The organism is Streptomyces sp. NPDC020884 (assembly GCF_044333935.1).
GTDB lineage: Bacteria > Actinomycetota > Actinomycetes > Streptomycetales > Streptomycetaceae > Streptomyces.
This window is the reverse complement of record NZ_JBIRRY010000002.1, coordinates 617,930-640,059: the sequence shown is the minus strand read 5'-3', so window position 1 is coordinate 640,059 and position 22,130 is coordinate 617,930. Positions and strand designations below refer to the sequence as shown.

General features: G+C 70.4%; 21 protein-coding genes. 11 read left to right on the top strand and 10 right to left on the bottom strand.

Annotated features, from left to right (window positions below):
• Window positions 1–71: 71 nt before the first annotated feature.
• Complete coding sequence (locus tag ACH4UK_RS09575) at window positions 72–836, bottom strand: GntR family transcriptional regulator (protein WP_007458216.1); 765 nt, start codon at window positions 834–836, stop codon at window positions 72–74.
• Between the two features lie 279 nt (window positions 837–1,115).
• Here ACH4UK_RS09575 and ACH4UK_RS09570 point away from each other — a divergent pair, with 279 nt between their 5' ends.
• The 4 genes from ACH4UK_RS09570 (at window position 1,116) to ACH4UK_RS09555 (ending at window position 5,932) form a co-directional block, all read left to right on the top strand.
• Window positions 1,116–2,414: a sugar ABC transporter substrate-binding protein gene (locus ACH4UK_RS09570; RefSeq protein ID WP_398355457.1), complete on the top strand. Its 1,299-nt coding sequence runs from the start codon at window positions 1,116–1,118 to the stop codon at window positions 2,412–2,414.
• 114 nt (window positions 2,415–2,528) lie between these two features.
• Complete coding sequence (locus tag ACH4UK_RS09565) at window positions 2,529–3,536, top strand: carbohydrate ABC transporter permease (protein WP_398355456.1); 1,008 nt, start codon at window positions 2,529–2,531, stop codon at window positions 3,534–3,536.
• Window positions 3,533–4,393, top strand: coding sequence for a carbohydrate ABC transporter permease (locus ACH4UK_RS09560; RefSeq protein WP_032794097.1), 861 nt, complete (start codon window positions 3,533–3,535; stop codon window positions 4,391–4,393). Before ACH4UK_RS09565 ends, ACH4UK_RS09560 begins: the two co-directional genes overlap by 4 nt.
• Window positions 4,394–4,402: 9 nt before the next feature.
• On the top strand, window positions 4,403–5,932 hold the full coding sequence (locus ACH4UK_RS09555) for a glycoside hydrolase family 3 protein (protein ID WP_398355455.1): 1,530 nt from the start codon (window positions 4,403–4,405) through the stop codon (window positions 5,930–5,932).
• 232 nt (window positions 5,933–6,164) lie between these two features.
• On the opposite strand, the gene nagB is transcribed toward ACH4UK_RS09555, so the two are convergent.
• Complete coding sequence (nagB, locus tag ACH4UK_RS09550; RefSeq protein WP_398355716.1) at window positions 6,165–6,950, bottom strand: glucosamine-6-phosphate deaminase; 786 nt, start codon at window positions 6,948–6,950, stop codon at window positions 6,165–6,167.
• Between the two features lie 238 nt (window positions 6,951–7,188).
• Between nagB and ACH4UK_RS09545 the strand changes: the two genes are divergently transcribed.
• Both ACH4UK_RS09545 and ACH4UK_RS09540 read left to right on the top strand, forming a co-directional pair.
• A complete protein-coding gene (locus ACH4UK_RS09545; protein ID WP_398355454.1) occupies window positions 7,189–8,271 on the top strand; it encodes an SIS domain-containing protein in 1,083 nt (360 codons plus the stop codon).
• 395 nt (window positions 8,272–8,666) lie between these two features.
• Entirely contained in the window at window positions 8,667–10,133 is a 1,467-nt protein-coding gene (locus ACH4UK_RS09540) for a sensor histidine kinase (protein WP_398355715.1), read from the top strand.
• Between the two features lie 183 nt (window positions 10,134–10,316).
• Here ACH4UK_RS09540 and ACH4UK_RS09535 read toward each other — a convergent pair whose 3' ends face one another.
• Window positions 10,317–10,574, bottom strand: coding sequence for a WhiB family transcriptional regulator (locus ACH4UK_RS09535; RefSeq protein ID WP_003953983.1), 258 nt, complete (start codon window positions 10,572–10,574; stop codon window positions 10,317–10,319).
• 319 nt (window positions 10,575–10,893) lie between these two features.
• Window positions 10,894–11,862, bottom strand: coding sequence for a diacylglycerol/lipid kinase family protein (locus ACH4UK_RS09530; RefSeq protein ID WP_398355453.1), 969 nt, complete (start codon window positions 11,860–11,862; stop codon window positions 10,894–10,896).
• Between the two features lie 164 nt (window positions 11,863–12,026).
• Between ACH4UK_RS09530 and ACH4UK_RS09525 the strand changes: the two genes are divergently transcribed.
• On the top strand, window positions 12,027–12,476 hold the full coding sequence (locus ACH4UK_RS09525) for a hypothetical protein (RefSeq protein ID WP_398355452.1): 450 nt from the start codon (window positions 12,027–12,029) through the stop codon (window positions 12,474–12,476).
• 9 nt (window positions 12,477–12,485) lie between these two features.
• On the opposite strand, the gene ACH4UK_RS09520 is transcribed toward ACH4UK_RS09525, so the two are convergent.
• The 3 genes from ACH4UK_RS09520 to ACH4UK_RS09510 form a co-directional block, all read right to left on the bottom strand.
• Window positions 12,486–13,442: an RNA polymerase sigma factor SigF gene (locus tag ACH4UK_RS09520; protein WP_374202247.1), complete on the bottom strand. Its 957-nt coding sequence runs from the start codon at window positions 13,440–13,442 to the stop codon at window positions 12,486–12,488.
• Complete coding sequence (locus ACH4UK_RS09515) at window positions 13,439–13,852, bottom strand: anti-sigma regulatory factor (protein ID WP_003966375.1); 414 nt, start codon at window positions 13,850–13,852, stop codon at window positions 13,439–13,441. Before ACH4UK_RS09515 ends, ACH4UK_RS09520 begins: the two co-directional genes overlap by 4 nt.
• 232 nt (window positions 13,853–14,084) lie before the next feature.
• On the bottom strand, window positions 14,085–14,345 hold the full coding sequence (locus ACH4UK_RS09510) for a UBP-type zinc finger domain-containing protein (RefSeq protein ID WP_398355451.1): 261 nt from the start codon (window positions 14,343–14,345) through the stop codon (window positions 14,085–14,087).
• A gap of 35 nt (window positions 14,346–14,380) precedes the next feature.
• Between ACH4UK_RS09510 and ACH4UK_RS09505 the strand changes: the two genes are divergently transcribed.
• A complete protein-coding gene (locus ACH4UK_RS09505) occupies window positions 14,381–15,982 on the top strand; it encodes a Na+/H+ antiporter (RefSeq protein WP_398355450.1) in 1,602 nt (533 codons plus the stop codon).
• Here ACH4UK_RS09505 and ACH4UK_RS09500 read toward each other — a convergent pair.
• From ACH4UK_RS09500 to ACH4UK_RS09490, 3 genes are all read right to left on the bottom strand, one after another.
• A complete protein-coding gene (locus ACH4UK_RS09500) occupies window positions 15,958–16,887 on the bottom strand; it encodes a 1-aminocyclopropane-1-carboxylate deaminase/D-cysteine desulfhydrase (protein WP_398355449.1) in 930 nt (309 codons plus the stop codon). The two genes, ACH4UK_RS09505 and ACH4UK_RS09500, sit on opposite strands and share 25 nt — an antisense overlap.
• A gap of 26 nt (window positions 16,888–16,913) precedes the next feature.
• Window positions 16,914–18,110: a globin domain-containing protein gene (locus ACH4UK_RS09495; RefSeq protein ID WP_398355448.1), complete on the bottom strand. Its 1,197-nt coding sequence runs from the start codon at window positions 18,108–18,110 to the stop codon at window positions 16,914–16,916.
• A 126-nt stretch (window positions 18,111–18,236) separates the two neighbouring features.
• On the bottom strand, window positions 18,237–18,683 hold the full coding sequence (locus ACH4UK_RS09490) for an RrF2 family transcriptional regulator (protein ID WP_398355447.1): 447 nt from the start codon (window positions 18,681–18,683) through the stop codon (window positions 18,237–18,239).
• A 176-nt stretch (window positions 18,684–18,859) separates the two neighbouring features.
• Between ACH4UK_RS09490 and ACH4UK_RS09485 the strand changes: the two genes are divergently transcribed.
• The 3 genes from ACH4UK_RS09485 (at window position 18,860) to ACH4UK_RS09475 (ending at window position 22,084) form a co-directional block, all read left to right on the top strand.
• The gene (locus ACH4UK_RS09485; RefSeq protein ID WP_398355446.1) at window positions 18,860–20,266 is read left to right on the top strand and encodes a family 2B encapsulin nanocompartment shell protein; all 1,407 of its coding nucleotides are present in this window, start codon (window positions 18,860–18,862) and stop codon (window positions 20,264–20,266) included.
• Window positions 20,267–20,357: 91 nt separating this feature from the next.
• Complete coding sequence (locus tag ACH4UK_RS09480) at window positions 20,358–21,401, top strand: family 2 encapsulin nanocompartment cargo protein polyprenyl transferase (protein WP_398355445.1); 1,044 nt, start codon at window positions 20,358–20,360, stop codon at window positions 21,399–21,401.
• 86 nt (window positions 21,402–21,487) lie between these two features.
• Window positions 21,488–22,084 (top strand): GNAT family N-acetyltransferase, encoded by a 597-nt coding sequence (locus tag ACH4UK_RS09475; protein ID WP_398355444.1) that lies wholly within the window; start codon window positions 21,488–21,490, stop codon window positions 22,082–22,084.
• Window positions 22,085–22,130 lie beyond the last annotated feature (46 nt).

Below are 22,130 nucleotides of genomic sequence, written 5' to 3'. Positions count from 1 at the left end.
TCGTCCCCGGGCCACCGCCCTGTGCGTACCGCGTCGTCGCTCCCGGCGCCGGGAGCGCGCTCAGGCCGGACTCAGTCCGTCGGCCGTTTCAGGCGGGCCACGAACTTGTAGCGGTCGCCCCGGTACACCGAGCGCACCCACTCCACCGGTTCGCCCTGGCCGTCCACCGAATGGCGGGACAGCATGAGCATCGGCAGACCCACGTCGGTGCCCAGCAGCCCCGCCTCGCGCGGGGTGGCGAGCGAGGTCTCGATGGTCTCCTCCGCCTCGGCGAGACGGACGTCGTACACCTCGGCGAGCGCGGTGTAGAGCGAGGTGTACTTCACCAGCGAACGGCGCAGCGCCGGGAAGCGTTTGGCCGAAAGATGGGTGGTCTCGATCGCCATCGGCTCCCCGCTGGCGAGCCGCAGCCGCTCGATGCGCAGCACCCGGCCGCCCGTCGAGATGTCCAGCAGACCGGCGAGCGTGTCGTCCGCCGTGACATAGCCGATGTCCAGCAGTTGGGACGTGGGCTCGAGGCCCTGGGCCCGCATGTCCTCGGTGTACGAGGTGAGCTGGAGGGCCTGGGAGACCTTCGGCTTGGCGACGAAGGTGCCCTTGCCCTGGATGCGTTCGAGGCGGCCCTCGACGACCAGTTCCTGGAGCGCCTGGCGCACGGTGGTGCGCGAGGTGTCGAACTCGGCGGCCAGGGTGCGTTCGGGCGGCACCGGGGTGCCGGGCGGCAAGGTGTCCGTCATGTCGAGGAGATGCCGCTTGAGCCGGTAGTACTTCGGTACGCGCGCCGTGCGCGTACCGGCACCGGTCTCGCTCCCCGTACTGCCCCCGTCGGCACCCATGGCCCGCCTTCCCGACTGCTGCGTTGCTGCCGTCACCGGCTCCTCCGTCTGTCGCGGCTCACATGGTGGCACGGTCCGGTCACGGGTCGTCGCCCTCCCTTAGGTGTCGGTCCTATAACGGACGCGAGTGCACTTCTTATACACCCTTGACACCCCTAAAGGTCTAGGCCAAGCTCCCGGTACTGGTCTAAACCATTAAAGACCAGGTCCAGCCCCAGCAGAACTCGTCGAATGACTTCGCGGTGGGTGGGGTTGCAGCATCCCTGAGGAGGGTTTGACGTGAAGCGCAAGCTCATCGCGGCTATCGGTGTCGCGGGCATGTTGGTTTCGGTCGCGGCGTGTGGTTCCGACGACAAGCAGTCGTCCGCGGACCCCAAGGACCGCAAGGAAAACCTGACCGTCTGGCTCATGGGCGAGGCTCAGTCCACCTGGCCCGAACTGGTCAAGGACGTCAATGCCGAGTTCAACAAGAAGTACCCCGGTGTCACCGTCAAGGTTCAGTACCAGCAGTGGGCCGACAAGGTCAAGAAGCTGGACACCTCCCTCGGTGGCGACAAATTCCCGGACGTCGTGGAACTCGGCAATACCGAGACCATGCAGTACATCCTCAATGGTGCGCTCGGAGAAATCGACCCCAAGAAGTACGAGAACTCGGACACCTGGATCAAGGGTCTGAAGGACACGTGCTCCTTCGAAGGCAAGACCTACTGCGTTCCTTACTACGCCAGCGCCCGCCTGGCCGTGTACAACAAGGACATGCTGAAGGCCGGCACCGGCAGTGACGCCCTCCCGCAGACCGAGGACGAGTTCCTCGCCGCGATGGACAAGGTGGACGCCGAGCTCGGCAAGAAGGACAAGCGCGCCTCCTCGCTCTACTTCCCCGGCCGCTACTGGTACGCCGCGATGTCCTACGTCGCCGCCTTCGGTGGCCAGATAGCCGAGTACGACGAGGGCAGCAAGGAGTGGAAGGCCTCCCTGTCCACCCCCGAGGCCCAGAAGGGCATCCAGCACTACGTCGACCTGGTCAAGAAGTACAACAAGGCCGACGTGACGAAGGACGAGCAGGACCACGCCAACGTCATGGCCAACGAGAAGGCCGCGGTCATCTACGGCCAGGCCTGGGAGGCCGGCAGCGTCACCACGGGCGAGAACGGCAACCCGAAGCTCGAGGGCAAGATCGCCACGGCCGGTATGCCCGGACCCGAGGGCAAGGCGCTCCCGTCCTTCATCGGCGGCTCGGACCTCGCGACGATCTCCAAGTCCAAGGTCCAGGACCTCGGCGAGGAGTGGATCTCCCTCTTCACCAACGCGAAGTCCATGGAGGTCCTCGCGTCGAAGAACATCCTCCCCAACAACGAGAAGCAGCTCGAGCCGCTGAAGGCCAAGCCGGAGACCGCCGCCATCGCCAACGCGGTGCCGGACGCCTGGTTCACGCCGATCGCGCCGGGCTGGGCCTCCATCGAGAAGGAGGAGATCCTCCAGAACATGCTCCTGGAGATCGTCAAGGGCTCCTCCGTCGCCGACGCCACCAAGAAGGCCGACGACAAGATCAACGCGCTGATCAACAAGGAAGCCTGACCTTCCGATCGCCAGGCGGGGCCCGGCGCCAATGCCGGGCCCCCGCTCCTTTCCAGCAAGTGAACGCCGTGAATTCCGGGGCCCGCCCCGGACCCGCGATGGAAGGTCAGCCACGTGTCTGCCGCTGATACCAAGGCCGCCGGGCCGCCGGTCCCCGTACCACCCGACCCGCAGGCGACCGGGAAGTCGTCCTTCGACGACGATGCGCCCCGGGTACAGAAGAGGAAGCGGAAGAAGGGCGAACTCCTCCCCTACTTCCTGATCCTCCCGGCGATCGTGGCGATCGCCGCCGTCTACCTCTACCCGCTCGGCAAGACGGTCATCATGTCCTTCCAGGACATGGGCCGCCGTGAGCTGTGGTCCGGAGAGCCGGCGCCATGGGTCGGCTTCGAGCAGTTCACCAACATCCTCGGCGACTCCGAGTTCTGGTGGGTCACCTTCCGCACGGTCGTCTTCATGGCCATCTGCGTGACGCTGACCATGGGCATCGGGCTGCTGGTCGCCCTGCTCATGCGCAAGCTCTCCACCTGGGTCCGGCTCGTGCTCACCGCCTGCCTCATCGCCGCCTGGTCGATGCCGCTGATGGTGGCCGCCTCGATCTTCCGGTTCATGGCCGACTCCGACTACGGCCTGATCAACACTTTGATCGCCAAGGTCGTCGGCGAGGACTGGCTCGGACACAACTGGTACCTCGACCCGATCCAGGGCTTCGGCATCATCACCCTGCTGGTCGTCTGGGGCGCCATCCCGTTCGTCGTCGTCACCCTGTACGCCGCCCTCACCCAGGTCCCCCAGGAACTGGAGGAGGCCGCCGCCCTCGACGGCGCCAGCGCCTACGGCATCTACCGGTTCGTCACCTGGCCGGTCATCAAGCCGGTCTTCACCATGGTCGCCACCCTCTCGGTGATCTGGGACTTCAACGTCTTCGGCCAGATCTGGCTGCTGCGCGGCAACAAGCCCGAGCCGGAGTACGAGACCCTCGGCCTCTACTCCTACTCCAAGGCGTTCGAGTCCACTTCCTTCAGCCAGGGCACCGCGATCGCCCTGATCACGGTGCTGCTGCTGTCCGGCGTGGCCGTGTACTACCTGCGCCAGCTCATGAAGACGGGAGAGGTCGAATGAGCAGCTCGACCCAAACACAGGTGCTGCGCCCGGACCGCAAGAAGAGCCGGCTCCACTTCGACCTCATCGGCCTCGGCATCGCCCTGGTCATGGTCTTCCCGGTCTACTGGCTGGTCATCAGCGCCCTGCGGCCCAACCGGGAGATCCGCAGCTACGACCAGACCCTGTGGCCCACGTCGATCACCTTCGACAACTTCGTCCGGGCCACCGAGCAGCCGAACTTCGGCACCGCCATCCAGTCCAGCCTGATCGTCGCCGTCACCGCGGTGGTCGGCGGCATGATCATCGCGACCCTGGCGGCCCTGGCGATCGGCCGGTTCCGGTTCTTCGGCCGCAAGGCCCTGGTCCTGATCATGATCCTGGTCCAGATGCTGCCGCCGACGGCGATGCTCATCCCGATCTACGCCCAGCTCAACGCCATGGGCGGGATCGACGAGTACTGGGGCCTGATCGTCGTCTATCTGGTCTCCACGCTGCCCTTCGCCACCATCATGATCCGCGGCTTCGTCGTGAACATCCCGGTGGAGCTGGAGGAATCGGCGATGGTGGACGGCTGCACCCGCTTCCAGGCCTTCCGCCGGGTGATCTTCCCGCTGCTCGCCCCCGGGCTCGCGGCCGCGTCGATCTTCGCGCTGGTGAACGCGTGGAACGAGTACCTCTTCGCGTACATCCTGATCAACGACAACTCCAAGTACACGCTCAACGTATGGCTGATGACGTTCACGACCGAGCGCGGAACGGACTACGGCGCCCTCATGGCGGCATCGACCATGATCGCCATCCCGGTCGTCGTGTTCTTCATGATCATCCAGAAGAAGATGGCCGCTGGCCTCACTTCCGGCGCTGTGAAGGGATAGTGCGGGCCCATGACCACCCTCGTTTCCACCACGGACACCCTGACGCGTGACGCGCTCGCGGTGCTCCAGCCCGGATTCACCGGCACCACCGCGCCGGACTGGCTGCTGCGCCGAGTCGGTGAGGGCCTCGCCTCCGTCGGCCTGTTCGGCCGCAACATCACCTCGCCCGAACAGCTCTCCGCCCTCACCGAGCGGCTGCGCTCCGAGCGGGACGACGTCCTCGTCGCCATCGACGAGGAGGGCGGCGACGTGACCCGCCTGGAGGTCACGCACGGCTCCTCCTTCCCCGGCAACTTCGCGCTCGGCTCGGTGGACGACGTCCACCTCACCCGGGCCGTCGCCCAGGAGCTCGGCCGTCGGCTCGCCGCGTGCGGCGTCAACCTCAACTGGGCGCCGTCCGCCGACGTCAACTCCAACCCGGGCAACCCGGTCATCGGCGTGCGCTCCTTCGGCGCGGACACCCGCCTGGCCGCCCGGCATACCGCCGCGTACATCGAGGGGCTCCAGGCCGCCGGCGTCGCCGCCTGCACCAAGCACTTCCCCGGGCACGGGGACACCGCGGTCGACTCGCACCTGGCGATGCCCCGCATCGATGTGGACCTCGACACCCTGCACGCCCGTGAACTGGTGCCTTTCCGGGCGGCCATCGCCGCGGGTTCCAAATCGGTGATGAGCGCGCATATCCTGCTTCCCGCACTCGACCCGGACCGCCCGGCGACCCTGAGCCCGCAGATCCTCACCGGTCTGCTGCGCCAGGAGCTGGGCTACGACGGCCTGATCGTCACCGACGCCGTGGAGATGGATGCCATCGCCGGTACGTACGGCATCGAGCGCGGGTCCGTCCTCGCCCTCGCGGCGGGCGCCGACGCCATCTGCGTGGGCGGCGGCCTGGCCGACGAGGAGACCGTGCTGCGGCTGCGCGACGCCCTCGTCGCGGCCGTGCGCGGCGGGGAACTGACCGAGGAGCGGCTCGCCGACGCGGCCGCCCGTGTACGAGCCCTCGCGTCCTGGACGCAGAGGGCCCGGGGGGATGTCCCGGAGCCGGGCGCGGCAGTGCAGGAGGGGACCGCGCCCGGCACCGGAGTCAGCTCCGACATCGGTCTGATCGCCGCCCGCCGCGCGGTCCGGCTGACCGGCTCCGGCGACCGGCTGACCGAGCCGGCGTACGTCGCCTCGTTCAGCGCGGAGGCGAACATCGCGGTCGGCGACGAGACCCCGTGGGGCATCGCCGCCGAGCTGGACAGGATCCTGCCCGGCACCGGGACGGACACCTACGGCGAGGAGACCGCCGCTCCGACGGCCGAGATCCTTCGGTCGGCGGGGGAGCGGCGCATCGTCGCCGTCGTCCGCGACGAGCACCGGCACGGGTGGATGGGCGAGGCGCTCGACGCCCTGCTGGCGGCGCGCCCGGACACGATCGTGGTCGAGATGGGCCTGCCCCAGTCGGCCCCGCGGGGGTCGCTGTACATAGCCACCCACGGCGCGGCCCGGGTCTGCGGCCTGGCAGCGGCAGAAGCGATCACCGGCACGAAGGCCTGACGAGACACCGCCCCACGCTCCACACCACCCCGCCCGGGACCTGCAGCCAAGGCCCTGGGCGGGCCATTTCGAGCCTGCTGGGGCCGGCAGGCAAGGCGCTCGGGGGGCCAATCAAGCCCGTCCGGCGATTGAGGACAAAGCCTCACGCCGGAGGGCCGGCAGCACGCGCAGTACGGCGAAGGGCCGGGACACCGCAACGGCGTCCCGGCCCTCAGCCGTACGGGGCAACCGCCTACAACCCCTGCCACCCCGGCTTCGCCGCATACGTGGCCCGGAAGTAGTCCGCCAGCTTCAGCTTCGACGCTGCCGCCTCGTCCACCACCACCGTCGCGTGCGGATGCAACTGCAGCGCCGACGCCGGCACGACCGAGGCGACCGGCCCCTCCACCGTCTGGGCGACGGCCTCCGCCTTGCCCTCGCCGGTGGCCAGCAGGATCGGGTGGCGGGACTCCAGGATCGTCCCGATGCCCTGCGTGATCACGTGGTGCGGCACCTGCTCGATGTCGTCGTCGAAGAAGCGCGCGTTGTCCACCCGGGTCTGCTGCGTCAGCGTCTTGATCCGGGTGCGCGAGGCGAGCGAGGAGCAGGGCTCGTTGAAGCCGATGTGCCCGTCGGTGCCGATGCCCAGGAGCTGGAGGTCGACACCGCCCGCCTCCGCCAGCGCCCGGTCGTAGGCCTCGCAGGCCGCCTGGACGTCCTCGGCCGAGCCGTCGGGGCCCATGAAGGAGGCCTCGGAGAGCCCGAGCGGCTCGACGACCTCGCGCAGCACCACCGAGCGGTAGGACTCCGGGTGGCCCGCGGGCAGCCCGACGTACTCGTCGAGCTGGCAGATCCGGGCGCGCGAGGCGTCGACCGCGCCGGAGGCGACCTTCGCCGCGAGCGCGCGGTAGATGGGCAGCGGGGTAGAGCCGGTGGCAACGCCGAACAGGGCGTCGGGCTTGCGGCTGAGCAGGGCGGCGATGGCCTCCGCGATCAGTTCGCCGCCTGCCGTGGCGTCCGGGACGATGACAACTTCCACGCTGTGCCTGCCGATCTGACTAGGGGAGCCGGTGGTATAGACCAATCTAGGTCCCAATTTAGCAGAATCGGGCAGCCGTACGGTGAACAGTCCGCCCATCGGCCCGTGCACCCCGGCCCACACGCCCCGGCCCGCTGGCGGGCCACCGCATTGCCTGGTCGACTTGTCCGGTACGGGGCGGATCGCGCATCCCGCGGACGCGCCGTCCCGCACGCCGACAGCCCAGGGAGGCCCCCACATGTCCGCCACCCCTCCGGCCGACCGGAGCGGCCAGGGCGACGAGCCCGGCCGCATCATGTCCGGCGAGATGGCCGAGCAGCCCGCGATGCTGCGCCGCATTCTCGACAAGGGCGCCCCCCGCATCCGCGAGGTCGCCGCCGAGATCGCCGCCCGCAAGCCCCGGTTCGTGCTGCTCACCGCCCGGGGTACGTCGGACAACGCGGCCCTGTACGCGAAGTACCTGCTGGAGATCCGCCTCGGGTTGCCCTGCGGGCTGGCCTCGATGTCCACCACGACGGCCTACGGGGCCACACCCGACCTGCGGGACGTCCTGGTGGTCACCGTCAGCCAGTCGGGCGGCTCGCCGGACCTGGTGGCCTCCACGAGGGCGGCCCGGGAGGCCGGAGCCGTCACCCTCGCCGTCACCAACAACCCGGACTCCGCGCTGGCGGCGGTCTCCGAGTACCACATCGACATCCTGGCGGGCCCGGAGAAGGCGCTGCCGGCCACCAAGACGTACACCGCCTCCCTGCTCTCCCTCTACCTCTTCGTGGAGGGTCTGGGCGGTGGGGACGGCACTCCGGCCGCCGCGGGCCTGCCCGACCTCGCGGGTGCGATCCTGGGCCGCCGGGCCGAGGTCAAGGCGCTGGCCTCCCGCTACCGCTTCGCCGAACGCATGGTGATCACCTCGCGCGGCTACGGCTACCCGACGGCCAAGGAAGCGGCCCTGAAGCTGATGGAGACCAGCTACATCCCCGCTCTCTCCTACTCGGGCGCGGATCTGCTGCACGGCCCGCTGGCGATGGTCGACAACATCTCCCCGGTGATCGCCGTGGTGACCGACGGCCGGGGCGGCGAGGCCCTCCAGCCGGTGCTGGACCGGCTGCGCGGCCGCGGCGCGGATCTCTTCGTGGTCGGCCCCAAGGCGCAGGTGGAGGCGGCCTCGGCCGGCTTCGCGCTGCCCACGGCGGGGGTCCCGGAGGAGTTGCAGCCGATCCTGGAGATCCTGCCGCTGCAGATGCTCGCGTACGAGGTGACCATCGCCCGGGGGCAGGATCCCGACGCCCCGCGCGCCCTGGCCAAGGTCACCGAGACCCGCTGAACGCGTCCTGTCCGGAGGTCCGGGAGGGGCCCTGAAACACCCGCGGGCCGCGGCGCCAGAGCGGGACCCTCAGCCCACCCGGCACCGCAGCCCGGAGCTACCTGGCCGGCGGTGTGCGGTGCCTCCGGCCACTGGAGGCACCGGCGCGGTCAGGGCAGAGAGCGCCGGGTGCCTCGGTCCACTCTCCTGTGCGGGGAGAGTGGAGGTCTTGGTGAACCCATTGTGGACTAGACCAATTGCCCCTGTCCATCGATGTGCACGACATTCTCCGGCCGGGGGGCGGGCCCTGTCCATCGTCTTCCCGCGCCCACCCGCCCCTGCCCGGGTGCGGCCCGGCGGGGCCGATCGGTTCGAACGCTGCCGGTAACCACGGGTACGCTCCACACGTGCCCTCCATGAACGACCTCGTCCGCCAGCACACCGCTCTGAGTGACACCGACCTCGAGTGGCTGCATCTGCTGGTCTCGGAGTGGCAGCTGCTCTCCGACCTGTCCTTCGCCGACCTCGTGCTGTGGGTCCCGACCCGGGACGGCACGCGGTACGTCTCCGTCGCCCAGATGCGCCCCAACACCGGGCCCACCTCCTACCAGGACGACATGGTCGGCCACCTGGTCCCGCGCGGCCGCCGCCCCCTGCTGGACGCGGCCCTGGACGAGGGCCGGATCGTGCGCGAGGGCGACCCGGAGTGGCGCGAGGAGGTGCCCGTACGGGTCGAGTCCATCCCGGTACGCCGCGAGGGCCGGGTGCTCGGCGTCATCGCCCGCAACACCAACCTGCTCACCGTGCGCACGCCCTCCCGGCTGGAGCTCACCTACCTCCAGTCCGCCTCCGACCTGGCCCAGATGATCGCCGCCGGGTCCTTCCCCTTCCCCGGCCAGCAGGTCGACATGGACGCCTCCCCGCGGGTGGGCGACGGCCTGATCCGGCTCGACGCCGAGGGGGTCGTCCAGTACGCCAGCCCGAACGGCCTCTCCGCCTACCACCGCCTGGGCCTCGCCTCCGACCTGGTCGGCCACCACCTGGGCACCACCACCGCCGAACTGGCCCCCTCCCGGGGCCCGGTGGACGAGGCGCTGACCAAGCTGGCCAGCGGTTACGCGCCCCGCGAGTTCGAGGTGGAGTGCGCGGCCGGGGTGATCCAGCTGCGGGCCATCCCGCTCAAGCCCAAGGGCGTCCGCATCGGTTCCCTGGTCCTGCTCCGGGACGTCACCGAACTGCGCCGCCGTGAACGCGAGTTGATCACCAAGGACGCGACCATCCGGGAGATCCACCACCGGGTGAAGAACAACCTCCAGACGGTGGCCGCCCTGTTGCGCCTCCAGGCCCGCCGGATGGACTCCGAGCAGGGCCGCGAGGCGCTCAACGAGGCCGTCCGGCGGGTCGGTTCGATCGCCATCGTCCATGAGACGCTGTCCCAGAATCTGGACGAGCGGGTCGAGTTCGACGAGATCGCCGACCGGGTCATCGCGATGGTGTCGGAGATCTCCCCGGGCAAGGTCACCTGCCGGCGCACCGGACGCTTCGGCATCCTCGACGCCGAGGTCGCCACCCCGCTCTCGATGGTGCTGACCGAGGTTCTGCAGAACGCCCTGGAGCACGCCTTCGCCGTGGCCGACCACGGGACGGTGGAGGTCTCCGCCGTGCGCGGCGGATCACCCACCGAGGGGCGGCTGTTGATCACCGTCACCGACGACGGGCGCGGGCTGCCCGAGGGCTTCGACCCGAAGCGGACCGGCAACCTCGGGCTCCAGATCGTACGGACGCTGGTGGAGGGGGAGTTGGGCGGCACGTTCGGCATGGTCCCGGCACCCGAACGCGGCACCCAGGTGGTGCTGGACCTCCCGGTCCAGAGCGACAAGTAGCGCATACGGGCCGGACGCCCGCCGCACACAGCAGAGCGGGCCCGGACCGTGGTGACGGTCCGGGCCCGCTCCGTGGTGCTCACGTTGCGATGCGCTTCGGGGTACTGCGCGCTGCGACTCGAAGGCGGGGCTGTGCGTACGCTCTGTACGCGCCGCCGGGCTGAGGCTTGGTGCGGTTCTCGCTCAGGCGCTTGCGTTACGCGCCCGGTTGCGAGCGGCGCGGCGCTTCATCGCGCGGCGCTCGTCCTCGCTGAGTCCACCCCAGACGCCGGAGTCCTGGCCGGACTCGAGCGCCCACTGCAGGCACTGCTCCATGACGGGGCAGCGGCGGCAGACAGCCTTGGCTTCCTCGATCTGCAGCAGCGCAGGACCGGTGTTGCCGATGGGGAAGAAAAGCTCAGGGTCTTCCTCACGACAAACGGCGTTGTGACGCCAGTCCATGGCTGCTACCTCTCCTTGGTATTACACGCTTGTTGCTTGTGAATGTGAACGCTTTCACGAATCCCCCCGCAGGTGACGGGCCGACTCCCAGAGGGACTGGGTGTGGTCTGTGTGGTGAGGAGGGGTTCTGGCTCTCAGTGGAGGCCGGTGTTGCGGGCCGTCCCGATCGCCATGTAGAGATTCGCAAACCTCGGCGACGGATACAACCCCTTCTGGAAAGTTTTTTTTGATTCCTCGGTGTCGACTAGGTCACAGCCGCACTTCTTAGGGGTGGGGGCCAGTCCAAACGTTCGAGTTAAAGGACTTTGGGCCCTTCCACTCACACAATCACACGCAGTGCACGGCGTACGCCTGTGAACGTCACGCTCGTACGCAGTCCCAGGTGGTCGCCGTCCATCTGGAAGGGCAGTGGAACCTTTGAATGCAAGGTGAAGTCGGTGAGGTCATGCAGTGAAACGGCGTGCTTGCCGTGTGGCCCCTTCTCGGGGCTCGAAGTGAGCAACTGGGTGCCGTAACGGGCCACCGCCGGGGTGGACAGACGCTTCAGTCCGAGGATGTCCAGCGCGGTGTCGAAGGAGGCCTTCGGTGAGGCGTACATCGGGCGATTGCCCAGGTAGGTCCAGGGGGCGGTGTTGCAGATTATGGAGAGCGCGAGGTCGGTCACCGGGTCCCGGCCGGGCACGTCGAGCGTGATCTGACCCTGTCTGCGGTGGGCCTCGTTCAGGAACTGCCGCACCACCTGGCGTACGTACAGGGCATGCGTCGATCGTTTTCCGTGTTCGCGCTTCCGTTCGACCCGGCCGATGACTCCGGCGTCGAATCCGAGACCGGCGCAGAAAGTGAACCAGCGTTCGGGGACGGATTCGTCCTCGGTTCCCGGGGTGCCGGCCGCGAGGCCGAGACCGACCGTGCGTTCGGTCCGGTTCTCCAGGGCGTCCAGGATTGCGCCGGTCGCCTCCACCGCGTCGTTCGGCAACCCCAGGGCGCGCGCGAAGACATTGGTGGACCCGCCGGGAACCACGGCGAGCTTGGGAAGGCTGTCCACGTCCGGGCCCCGGTGCAGCAGCCCGTTCACGACCTCGTTCACCGTGCCGTCGCCGCCGAGGGCGACCACCAGATCGATGTCGTCGCTGTCCGCGGCCCGCCGCCCCAGATCCCGTGCGTGCCCCCGGTACTCGGTGGTCACCGCCTCCAGCTTCATCTCGCTGGCCAGCGCGTGGATGAGCACGTCACGGGTGCGGGCACTGGTGGTGGTAGCAGCTGGGTTGACCACGAGGAGTGCGCGCATGACGGCCAGCCTACCTACCGGGCGGTTCGGTGCTGTAGTCCCGGTTCGCTGCGCTCCAGGATGGTGACGGAGCGTGATGCTCCGCCCTGCCCTACGCCGAACGGGTGGGGTTCCCGCGCACCCCGGCTTCACTTCCGGGCCCCGGGGATGCCAACCTGAAAGGCGTGAGCACTCAAGCGACACCGTCCACCCCGTCGCCCTCCGCAGCGGAGCGCCCGACCAGGATCACCGTCCTCGCCGGGGTCAACGCCCTCGAAGGCGTGGCCCTCGCCGTCGGCGGGGTCTACCTGCTGGTGATGGGACTGCTCGGGAACCTGGAGAGCACGCAGCAGGCGGAGACCGTCGGGATCACGCTGGTCGCGCTCGGCGCGATCCCGCTGATCGCCGCCCGCGGACTGCTGCTGCTGCGCAGCTGGAGCCGGGGACCCGCGCTGATCACCCAGATCATGGCGCTGCCGGTGGCCTGGACGCTGCTGCGCTCGCAGGGCGCGCTGATCCCCACCGGGATCGTCCTGGCGGCGGTCGCCGTCACCGGCCTGGTGCTCGTCCTGAACCCGGCGACCACCCAGGACCTGGGCATCCGCCGGGGACCCAGGACGACCCCCGAGGCCTGAGCTCCCCGCCTACTCCTCGACGAGCAGCCGCTCGCGCAGCTGGGCCAGGGTGCGGGCCAGCAGCCGTGAGACGTGCATCTGCGAGATGCCGACCTCCTGCGCGATCTGCGACTGGGTCATGTTCCCGAAGAAGCGCAGCAGCAGGATGCGCTTCTCACGCGGCGGCAGGTCCTCCAGGAGCGGCTTGAGCGACTCCCGGTACTCCACGCCCTCCAGCGCCTCGTCCTCCGAGCCCAGCGTGTCCGCGACCGCGGGGGACTCGTCGTCCGTGTCCGGCACGTCCAGCGAGAGCGTGCTGTACGCGTTGGCCGACTCCAGGCCCTCCAGCACCTCCTCCTCGGAGATGCCCAGCCGCTCGGCCAGCTCGTGCACCGTCGGCGAACGGCCGTGCTGCTGGGAGAGCTCCGCGGTGGCCGTGGTCAGCGACAGCCGCAGCTCCTGAAGACGGCGCGGCACCCGCACCGCCCAGCCCTTGTCCCGGAAGTGGCGCTTGATCTCGCCGACCACCGTGGGGGTGGCGTACGTCGAGAACTCCACGCCCCGGTCCGGGTCGAACCGGTCCACGGACTTGATCAGCCCGATCGTGGCGACCTGGGTCAGGTCGTCCAGCGGCTCGCCGCGATTGCGGAAACGCCGGGCCAGGTGCTCCACCAGCGGCAGGTGCATGCGCACCAGCCGGTTGCGCAGCTCGGCCTTCTCCGCGGAGCCGTCGGGCAGCTCCCGCAGCTCGAAGAACAGGGCCCGAGCCCCGCTGCGATCGTGTGGATCGTGGTGCCCGTGCTCGCTCATCTGGCCCGCCCGCTCTGCCTGCGACTGCTGCTCCACCGCGACGTTGAGGCTCTCGGGCCCGTCCGCTCCGTCCACCGGATGCGGCCGGGCCTGCTGCTCCGGGATGCCTGCTGGGCGCACCACCCCGGATCGGATCGTCTCGTCCCGCACAGGACCGTCCCCGTTCCCGTCGCTCACGCCGGCCCGGGGCCCGCGCCGCGCTGTTTGTAGAGGCTGATGCTGACCGTACGGTCGTCGGCGACCGTGGAGTCGACCTTGCCGGCCAGTGCGGAGAGCACCGTCCAGGCGAAGGTGTCGCGCTCGGGCGCCCGGCCGTCGGTGGTGGGCGCCGACACCGTCACTTCGAGAGAGTCGTCGACGAGACGGAAGACGCAGCTGAGGACGGAACCCGGCACGGCCTGCTGGAGCAGGATCGCGCAGGCCTCGTCGACCGCGATACGAAGATCCTCGATCTCGTCGAGAGTGAAGTCCAAACGCGCTGCGAGGCCGGCCGTGGCCGTTCGCAGCACCGACAGGTAGGCACCCGCAGCGGGCAGTCGGACTTCTACGAAGTCCTGATTCCCGGGCTCGCCTGCGATCTGGGACACCCTCACCTCCAAGGTGGCACAAACTCTTTCGGGGTTCCGGGAAGGGTGGCCCGGAGCCATGCGGTCCGTCGATGGTTCTTCGGCTCGGCGACGCTATCGGATCCATGATGCCGTGTCGTACGGACCCCATACCCCAACCGTCACTCATGGTAAGCCCATGAGTACACACAGTGGCTAGGGGTCTGCGGCGTCCAATTGCGAAGAACCAGCGCCGCATTGACGTACCCAGGCGTCAGACGATCGAACCGTCCTCGAAGCACCAGCGCCAGCTCTCGCCCGCCTCGAAGCTCCGCATCACGGGGTGACCGGTCGCCCGGAAGTGTCCGGTGGCATGCCGCAGCGGCGACGAATCGCAGCAGCCGACGTGCCCGCAGGTCAGGCAGAGCCGCAACTGCACGGGGTGGGTCCCCGCCTCCAGGCACTCGGGACACGTCTCGCCGAGCGGCACGGGTTCGGGGCGTGGCAGATCCGCTGCATGCGCACACTCGCTCATGATGGGCAGGTTACGACGGATCCGAGGACGGTGGGATGGACGCGCTGCCGCTGGTGGCCCTGGTCGCGGTCAGTGCGGCGGTCGCCGGAGCGGCCCGCCGCACCCCGGTGCCCGCCCCGCTCGTGCTCGTCGCCGTGGGGCTGGTGGCCGGATATCTCCCCGGCGTCCCGACGTACCACCTGGACGCGCACGTCGTGCTCCCGCTGCTGCTTCCGCCGTTGCTCCACACGGCGGCCGTGGACAGCTCCTACCTCGACCTGCGGGCCAACATCAGACCGGTCGCCCTGCTCTCCGTGGGGTACACCCTCTTCGCGACCGTCGCGGTGGGCTGGCTGGCCCACCTGATCATCCCGGACCTGCCGCTGACCGCCGCGCTGGTCCTGGGGGCGGTCATCGCCCCGCCGGACGCCGTGACGGCCGCCGCCATCGCCCGCCGGGTCGGGCTGCCCGCCCGGGTGACCACGATCCTGCAGGGCGAGTCCCTGGTGAACGACGCCACGGCGATCACCGCCTTCAAGGTGGCGCTGGCCGCCGCGGTCGGGGAGGGGATGAGCTGGGGCGCCGGGGTCGGCGAGTTCCTGCTGGCCGCGGTCGGCGGGGTCGGCGTCGGGCTGCTGCTGATGGTGCCGCTGCACTGGCTGAGAACACATCTCAAGGAAGCGCTCCTCCAGAACACGCTCTCCCTCCTGATTCCCTTCGTGGCGTACGCGGCGGCCGAACGGGTGCACGCCTCCGGCGTCCTCGCCGTGGTCGTGGTCGCCCTCTACCTGGGCCACCGCTCCTGGCAGGTCGACTTCGCCACCCGCCTCCAGGAAGCGGCCGTCTGGAAGATGGTGGCGTTCATCCTGGAGTCCGCGGTGTTCGCCCTCATCGGGCTCCAGCTGCCCTTCGTCCTGAAGGGGCTCGGCCCGTTCGGCGTGGGGCAGGCGCTCGGCTACGCGGTCATCGTGTTCCTGGCCGTCGTCGTGGTCCGCTTCGTCTGGGTCTACCCGGCCACCTATCTGCCCCGGTGGCTCTCGCGCCGCGTCCGGGAACGCGAACCGGGCACCGACTGGACCGCGCCGCTGATCGTGGGCTGGGCCGGGATGCGCGGGGTCGTCTCGCTCGCCGTCGCGTTCTCCGTTCCGCTGGTCATGCAGGACGGCGAACCGTTTCCGGCCCGCAGCCTGGTGCTGTTCCTGACCTTCACCACGGTCATCGGCACGCTGGTGATCCAGGGCCTCACCCTGCCCGTCCTCGTCCGCGTACTGAAGCTGCCGGGCCCCGATCCGCAGGCGGTCACGCTCATCGAGGCGCAGGCCCAGAGCGAGGCGTCGGTAGCGGCCGAGGCCCGCCTGGACGAGCTGCTCGCCGACTCGCGCAGCAGCCTGCCGCCGCCGTTGGCCGACCGGCTGCGCAGTGTGCTGGAGCGCCGCCGCAACGCCGTGTGGGAGCGCCTGGGCGCCTCCGACCCGGTCACCGGGGAGTCGGCGGACGACACCTACCGGCGGCTGTCCCGGGAGATGATCGAGGCCGAGCGCGAGGTCTTCGTCCGGCTCCGGGACGAGCGGCGGATCGACGACGAGATGATGCGCACGCTGCTGCGCCGGCTGGACCTGGAGGAGGCGGCGGCCTACCGGGAGGCGGACGGGAGCTGAGCGGGCGGCTCCCCGGGAGCGCCGGTCACGACGGCGCCCACCCGGGCGCCCGGCCCGAACGCCCCCTCCTCGGCCCGTGCGGTCAGCGCGAACAGCAGTTTCGCGACGTAGACCCGCTCCACGGGCAGCCCGTGCCGGTCCTCGAAGTCCGCGGCGAAGGCCTCCAGCTCCGGGGTGGAGCGGGCATAGCCGCCGAAGGCGAAGCGCTCGTCCAGCGACCAGCTCCCGGCCGGGCCGCCGAACGCCTCGCGCTGGAGCCGCTCCACGGCCTCTCCGAGGAAGCCGCCGCGCAGCACCGGAACGCCCAGGGCCCGCTGCCCGGGGCCCAGCCCGGCGGCGAGTCCGGCCAGGGTGCCGCCGGTCCCGCAGGCCACGGCAGCCACATCGACCTCGCCGGAGAGCTCCCGCCCCAGCGCCGTGCAGCCCTGTGCGGCCAGCGCGTTGCTGCCGCCCTCCGGGATGACCTCCACGTCCCCGAACAGGCTCAGCAGCCCCTCCAGGACCTCGGGGGAGGCCTTCGCGCGGTACGTCGCACGGTCCACGAAGTGCAGTCGCATGCCGTCGGCCGCGCACCGGGCGAGCGACGGGTTGAGCGGCCGGTGCGCCAGCTCGTCGCCGCGCACCACGCCGATGGTCGGAAACCCCAGCAGCCGTCCGGCCGCCGCGGTGGCCCGGAGGTGGTTGGAGTACGCGCCTCCGAACGTGAGCAGGGTGCGTCCGGCGGCGGCCTCCAGGTTGAGGACGAGCTTGCGCCATTTGTTGCCCGGCAGATCGGGGTGGATCAGATCGTCCCGCTTCAGGAGCAGCGTGGCGCCGTGGCGCGCGAAACGCTCGTCATGGATCTCCCGCAGCGGGGAGGGCACCCGGGGCCGCAGAAGGGCGTCGAGGCGGGGCGGGCTGTTCACCCGCTCATTGTCGCCCTTCCCGCCGTTCAGGAAGCGGCCAGCCAGAGGTCCGGGCCGAACACCTCGTAGTGGACGTCGGCCGGCCGGACCCCCGCCTCCAGCAGCCGGGCGCGGACGGCCCTCATGAAGGGGAGCGGGCCGCACAGATAGGCGTGCGTTCCCGGCCGTACGGTGATGCCGTCCAGGTCGACGAGGCCGGTGCGGTTCGCCGGCTGTCCGGCCTCCGGGACCTCGTACCAGAAGTGCGCCTCGGCGTCCGGGAGCTTCTCCGTCAGCCGGACGTGGTCGGTGCGCAGGGCGTGGTCGGCCGGTGAGCGGTCGCCGTGCACGACGGTGACCGGACCCCGGTGGCCCTCCTGCGCGAGGTGCTCCAGCATCGACAGCATGGGGGTGCAGCCGATGCCCGCCGAGGCCAGCAGCAGGGGCCCGTCCAGGTGGTCGAGCACCAGGTCCCCGTAGGGGACGGAGACGCGCAGCAGGTCGCCCGCACGGGTGTGCTCGTGGAGGTGCCGGGAGACCTCTCCGTCGGGCGCGCCCCGGCCGCGTACGTGTTTCACGGTGATCGACCGCAGCCGGGAGCCGGGGGCGCAGGAGAGGCTGTACTGGCGTATCTGGCGGGCCCCGTCCGGGAGTTCGACCTGTACGGAGACGTACTGGCCGGGCCGGAAGGCGGGCAGGGGCGATTCCCGGTCGGGGCGCAGCAGGAAGGTGGTGACGTCCGCGGTCTCCTCGACCAGGGCGGCGACCTCCCAGGTGTGCCACACATCGCCCGCCAGCACGCCCTGCTGCGCGTAGAGGCGCTCCTCGACGGCGATCAGGGAACCCGCCATCAGCCAGTAGACCTCGTTCCAGGCGGCGGCGACCTCCGGGGTGACCGCGTCGCCCAGGACGTCGGCGATGGCCGAGAACAGATGGGTGTGCACCACCTCGTACTGCGCCGGGGTCACCCCGAGCGAGGCGTGCTTGTGGGCGATCCGCTCCAGCATCACGTCGGGCCGGGTGCCGGGCTGCTCGACCAGCTGGGTCGCGAAGGCGGCGATGGAGCCGGCGAGCGCCCGCCGCTGGTCGCCGGAGGCCTGGTTGCCCCGGTTGAACAGGTCCCGCAGCAGCTCGGGGTGGGCGGCGAAGAGCTTCTCGTAGAAGAGGTCGGCGATGTCCCCGATGGCCGCACCGACGGCGGGAAGGGTGGCGCGGACCGTGGCGGTGGACCGGTCGGAGAGCATGACGGGACTCCTCATTGGAATGTGAGATGCATATTTAAGGGCGAAGGGCAGCTCTGTCGGTGCGCCGGGCGGGCCGGTGCGTCGGGCTCGGGTGGCTCCGGGAGGCCGGGGCGGCCGGGGCGGGGCTCAGTCGGGCGGCGGGCCGCTGCCGATGCCCAGCAGGAGCGGGCCCGTGGGGGAGGTGACGAGGTCGGTGACGGTGATCGGGTCCAGTGCGGCGTAGAAGGCCTCCTGGGCACCCCGCAGGGCCCCGCGCAGGCGGCAGGCGGAGCGGAGCGGGCAGGGCGTCTCGCCCTCGCACTCGACGACCTCCTCCGGCCCCTCCAGCTCCCGCACCAGCGAACCGATCGACGCGGAGTGGCCGGCCGAGGTCAGGGTGAGCCCGCCGCCCCGGCCGCGACGGGCGTCGAGGAGGCCGAGATGCTGGAGCCGGGCGACGACCTTCGCCGCGTGCGTGTACGGGACCCGCATGGTGGCCGCCACCTCGCGGGTGGTCGGCGACTCCCGGCCCTCGGCGACCGCCAGTCGCATGAGGACGCGGAGTGCCACGTCGGTGAACCTCGTCAGCCGCATGGGGCCATCGTAGATAAGTGGCATGAGGGATGCAAATTAAACGGTCCGGTCGGCGACGGGGAGCAACGTGCCCCGCCCGAAGGCGGATTAGTCACACTCTTTTGTGTAATGGCGGCCGAGCCCTCCTGCTGAAAGGCTTTTGCACGCAGGTCAGCCCATGATCGAAAGGACGTCAGATGTCCGTTGGTGAAGAGGTTCGCGACACGCAGGCGCCGCCGCAGCAGAGTCTGGGGACGGCAGCTGCGCGGAACCTCGCGACGACCACCAAATCCGCGCCGCAGATGCAGGAGATCACCTCGCGGTGGCTGCTGAAGATGCTGCCGTGGGTGCAGGTACAGGGCGGTACGTACCGGGTGAACCGTCGGCTCAGCTATTCGGTCGGTGACGGCCGGGTGACCTTCGTCCAGACCGGGGACCGGGTGGCCGTGATCCCCGCGGAGCTGGGGGAGCTGCCCGCCCTGCGGGACTTCGGCGACGAGGAGGTGCTCGCCGAGCTCGCCCGCAGGTGCGAGCAGCGGGATGTGGCCGCGGGGGAGGTGCTCGCCGCCTCGGGGGACGCGGCGGACCGGGTCTTCCTGCTGGCGCACGGCAGGGTGGAGAAGATCGGAGCCGGACTCTACGGGGACGAGACGGAGCTCGGAGTGCTCGCCGACGGCGCGTACTTCGGCGACCGGAGCCTGATCGACGGCGACGCCGTCTGGGAGTACACCGCCCGCGCGGTCACCGCCTGCACGCTCCTCACCCTGAGCCGTGCCGACGTGTTCAACCTCGCGGAGCGCGCCGACTCGCTGCGGGGCCACCTCGCGGGTCTGCTCTCCATCCCGCATCAGCGGACCAACCACTACGGCGAGGCGGCGATCGACCTCTCCGCCGGCCATGTGGGGGAGGCGCTCGTCCCGCACACCTTCGTCGACTACGACGCGGCGCCGCGCGAGTACGAACTGAGCGTCGCCCAGACGGTGCTGAAGGTGCACAGCAGGGTCGCCGATCTCTACAACCAGCCGATGAACCAGACCGAGCAGCAGTTGCGGCTCACGGTCGAGGCGCTGCGCGAGCGCCAGGAGCACGAGCTGATCAACAACAGGGAGTTCGGACTGCTCAACAACTGCGACTACGGTCAGCGGCTCCAGCCGCACGACGGGGCGCCCAGCCCGGACGACATGGACGAGCTGCTCTCGCGTCGCCGCGGGTCGAAGCTCTTCCTCGCCCATCCGAAGGCCATCGCCGCCTTCGGCCGCGAGTGCAACCGGCGCGGACTCGTCCCGGAGAGCGTCGACATCGGCGGACACCATGTGCCCGCCTGGCGCGGGGTGCCGATCTTCCCGTCCAACAAGATCCCCGTCACCGACGCCCGCACCACCTCCATCATCTGCATGAGGACCGGCGAGGCCGAGCAGGGGGTCATCGGTCTCCAGCAGACCGGTATCCCCGACGAGATCGAGCCGAGCCTCTCGGTCCGCTTCATGGGCATCGACGAGCAGGCGATCATCTCCTACCTCGTGACGGCGTACTACTCCGCCGCGATCCTGGTGCCGGACGCCCTCGGAGTGCTGGAGAACGTCGAGGTCAGCCGCTGGCGCTGACCCCGAGTCACCCCGGGGGTCCGGGCGGCAGCGGCCGCCCGGACCCCCGGGTTCCGCACCCATCGCCTTGCCCCAGGGAGTGACCGTGACCATGACCAGTACGGACGCAGCGACGGAAGGGCACGAGGCCGCTGCGCTCCTGGAGCGCACCCGTGCCGTCGTCGACCCGCATCTGCGATCGGCCGTGGAGTCGTTGCCCGGCGGCATACGACGGATCGCGATGTACCACTTCGGCTGGGAGAACGCCGACGGAACCCCGGCCGCCGGCCAGGCGGGCAAAGCCATCAGGCCGGCCCTCGTGCTGGCAGCAGCCCGCGCGCTGGGCGGCGATCCGGAACGCGCGGTCCGGGCCGCCGTCGCCGTCGAACTGGCCCACAACTTCACCCTGCTCCACGACGACGTCATCGACGAGGACACCACCCGCAGGCACCGGCCCACCGCCTGGGCGGTCTTCGGCATCCCGGACGCCATCATCACCGGCGACGCCATGCTCGCCCTCGCCCAGCGGCTGCTGTCCGAGGACCCGCACCCGGCCGCCGCCCGCGCCGCCGCCCGCCTCTCCTCCTGCGTCATCGAGCTGTGCGCGGGCCAGCAGGCGGACTGCGCCTTCGAGGAACGCGGCCCCGACGAGGTCACACTCGACGAATGCCTCGCCATGGCGACCGCCAAGACCGGCGCCCTGCTCGGGTGCGCCTGCGCGCTCGGAGCCCTCTACGCCGGAGCGGAGGACCGGGCGGTCCGCGCGATGGACGGGTTCGGCCGGGAGGCGGGGCTCTCCTTCCAGCTCATCGACGACCTGATCGGCATCTGGGGCGACCCGGACCGCACCGGCAAGCCCGTCGGGGCCGACCTGGCCGCCCACAAGAAGTCGCTGCCGGTCGTCGCCGCCCTCACGTCGGGCACCCCGGCCGCCGCCGAGCTCGCCGCGCTCTACCGGGGGCCCATGACCACGTCCGGAGAGGTCCACCGAGCGGCCGACGCGGTGGACCGGGCCGGTGGGCGGGACTGGGCCCAGGTCTGCGCGGCCGACCGGATGGCCCGCGCGGTCCACCACCTCTCCCGGGCGGTTCCCGACCCGAGCGCGGCGGGCGACCTGCTGGCCCTGGCCGAATTCGTCACCCGGCGCACCAGCTGACCTGCCGCGCCTGACCGGCCCCGGCGGCTCAACTCTATGATTCCGGAGGTTGGTTGAAGGAAGCAGCGGAGAGGCGGCGGCCGGTCATGGGCATACGGATCCAGCAGGCGGAGCAGCACGACCGGGAGCTGGTCGTCTCGGTCATGGAAGAGGCGTTCCACCACGACCCGGTCAGCAGCTGGGTGTTTCCGGAGGAGGCGCACCGGCGCGCCGTGCACGGCAGGTTCCTCGGCGTCTTCGTCGACGTCGCCCTCGCCGAGGGCCGTATCGACATCGCCGATGACGGAGCCGCGGTGGCCCTGTGGCTGCCGGTGCCCGCCGGGGCCCCCGAGGAGGAGGACCCCACGCCGGCCCTGATGCGGCAGACCGCCGATCCCGACAACGAGCGCTGCGAACTGGTGGGCAGGCTCACCGGGGTCGTTCACCCGCACGACCGGGCGCACGCCTACCTGCTCATGATCGGCGTCCGCCCCGACCGCCAGGGGGAGGGCATCGGGGCGGAGTTGATCGGAGCGGAGCTGGAGCGCTGCGACCGGGAGGGGGTGCCGGCCTATCTGGAGGCGAGCAGCGCCCGGAGCCGGACGTTGTACGAACGGCTCGGGTTCCGCTTCCTCGGCCGCACGGTCGACCTGCCGGACGGCCCGCCGATGTACCCCATGTGGCGTGAACCCCAGGACGGTTGAGCGTCGGCGGAGGGTGGTACGGAAGCCGCCCGGGGCAGCGGCTACA

Excerpts from the sequence above, each read along its gene's own strand:
- ACH4UK_RS09575 (WP_007458216.1), bottom strand. The coding sequence starts at position 836 with ATGGGTGCCGACGGGGGCAGTACGGGGAGCGAGACCGGTGCCGGTACG.
- ACH4UK_RS09560 (WP_032794097.1), top strand. The coding sequence starts at position 3,533 with ATGAGCAGCTCGACCCAAACACAGGTGCTGCGCCCGGACCGCAAGAAG.
- ACH4UK_RS09555 (WP_398355455.1), top strand. The coding sequence starts at position 4,403 with ATGACCACCCTCGTTTCCACCACGGACACCCTGACGCGTGACGCGCTC.
- ACH4UK_RS09545 (WP_398355454.1), top strand. The coding sequence starts at position 7,189 with ATGTCCGCCACCCCTCCGGCCGACCGGAGCGGCCAGGGCGACGAGCCC.
- ACH4UK_RS09540 (WP_398355715.1), top strand. The coding sequence starts at position 8,667 with ATGAACGACCTCGTCCGCCAGCACACCGCTCTGAGTGACACCGACCTC.
- ACH4UK_RS09535 (WP_003953983.1), bottom strand. The coding sequence starts at position 10,574 with ATGGACTGGCGTCACAACGCCGTTTGTCGTGAGGAAGACCCTGAGCTT.
- ACH4UK_RS09530 (WP_398355453.1), bottom strand. The coding sequence starts at position 11,862 with ATGCGCGCACTCCTCGTGGTCAACCCAGCTGCTACCACCACCAGTGCC.
- ACH4UK_RS09510 (WP_398355451.1), bottom strand. The coding sequence starts at position 14,345 with ATGAGCGAGTGTGCGCATGCAGCGGATCTGCCACGCCCCGAACCCGTG.
- ACH4UK_RS09505 (WP_398355450.1), top strand. The coding sequence starts at position 14,381 with ATGGACGCGCTGCCGCTGGTGGCCCTGGTCGCGGTCAGTGCGGCGGTC.
- ACH4UK_RS09495 (WP_398355448.1), bottom strand. The coding sequence starts at position 18,110 with ATGCTCTCCGACCGGTCCACCGCCACGGTCCGCGCCACCCTTCCCGCC.
- ACH4UK_RS09490 (WP_398355447.1), bottom strand. The coding sequence starts at position 18,683 with ATGCGGCTGACGAGGTTCACCGACGTGGCACTCCGCGTCCTCATGCGA.
- ACH4UK_RS09485 (WP_398355446.1), top strand. The coding sequence starts at position 18,860 with ATGTCCGTTGGTGAAGAGGTTCGCGACACGCAGGCGCCGCCGCAGCAG.
- ACH4UK_RS09480 (WP_398355445.1), top strand. The coding sequence starts at position 20,358 with ATGACCAGTACGGACGCAGCGACGGAAGGGCACGAGGCCGCTGCGCTC.
- ACH4UK_RS09475 (WP_398355444.1), top strand. The coding sequence starts at position 21,488 with ATGGGCATACGGATCCAGCAGGCGGAGCAGCACGACCGGGAGCTGGTC.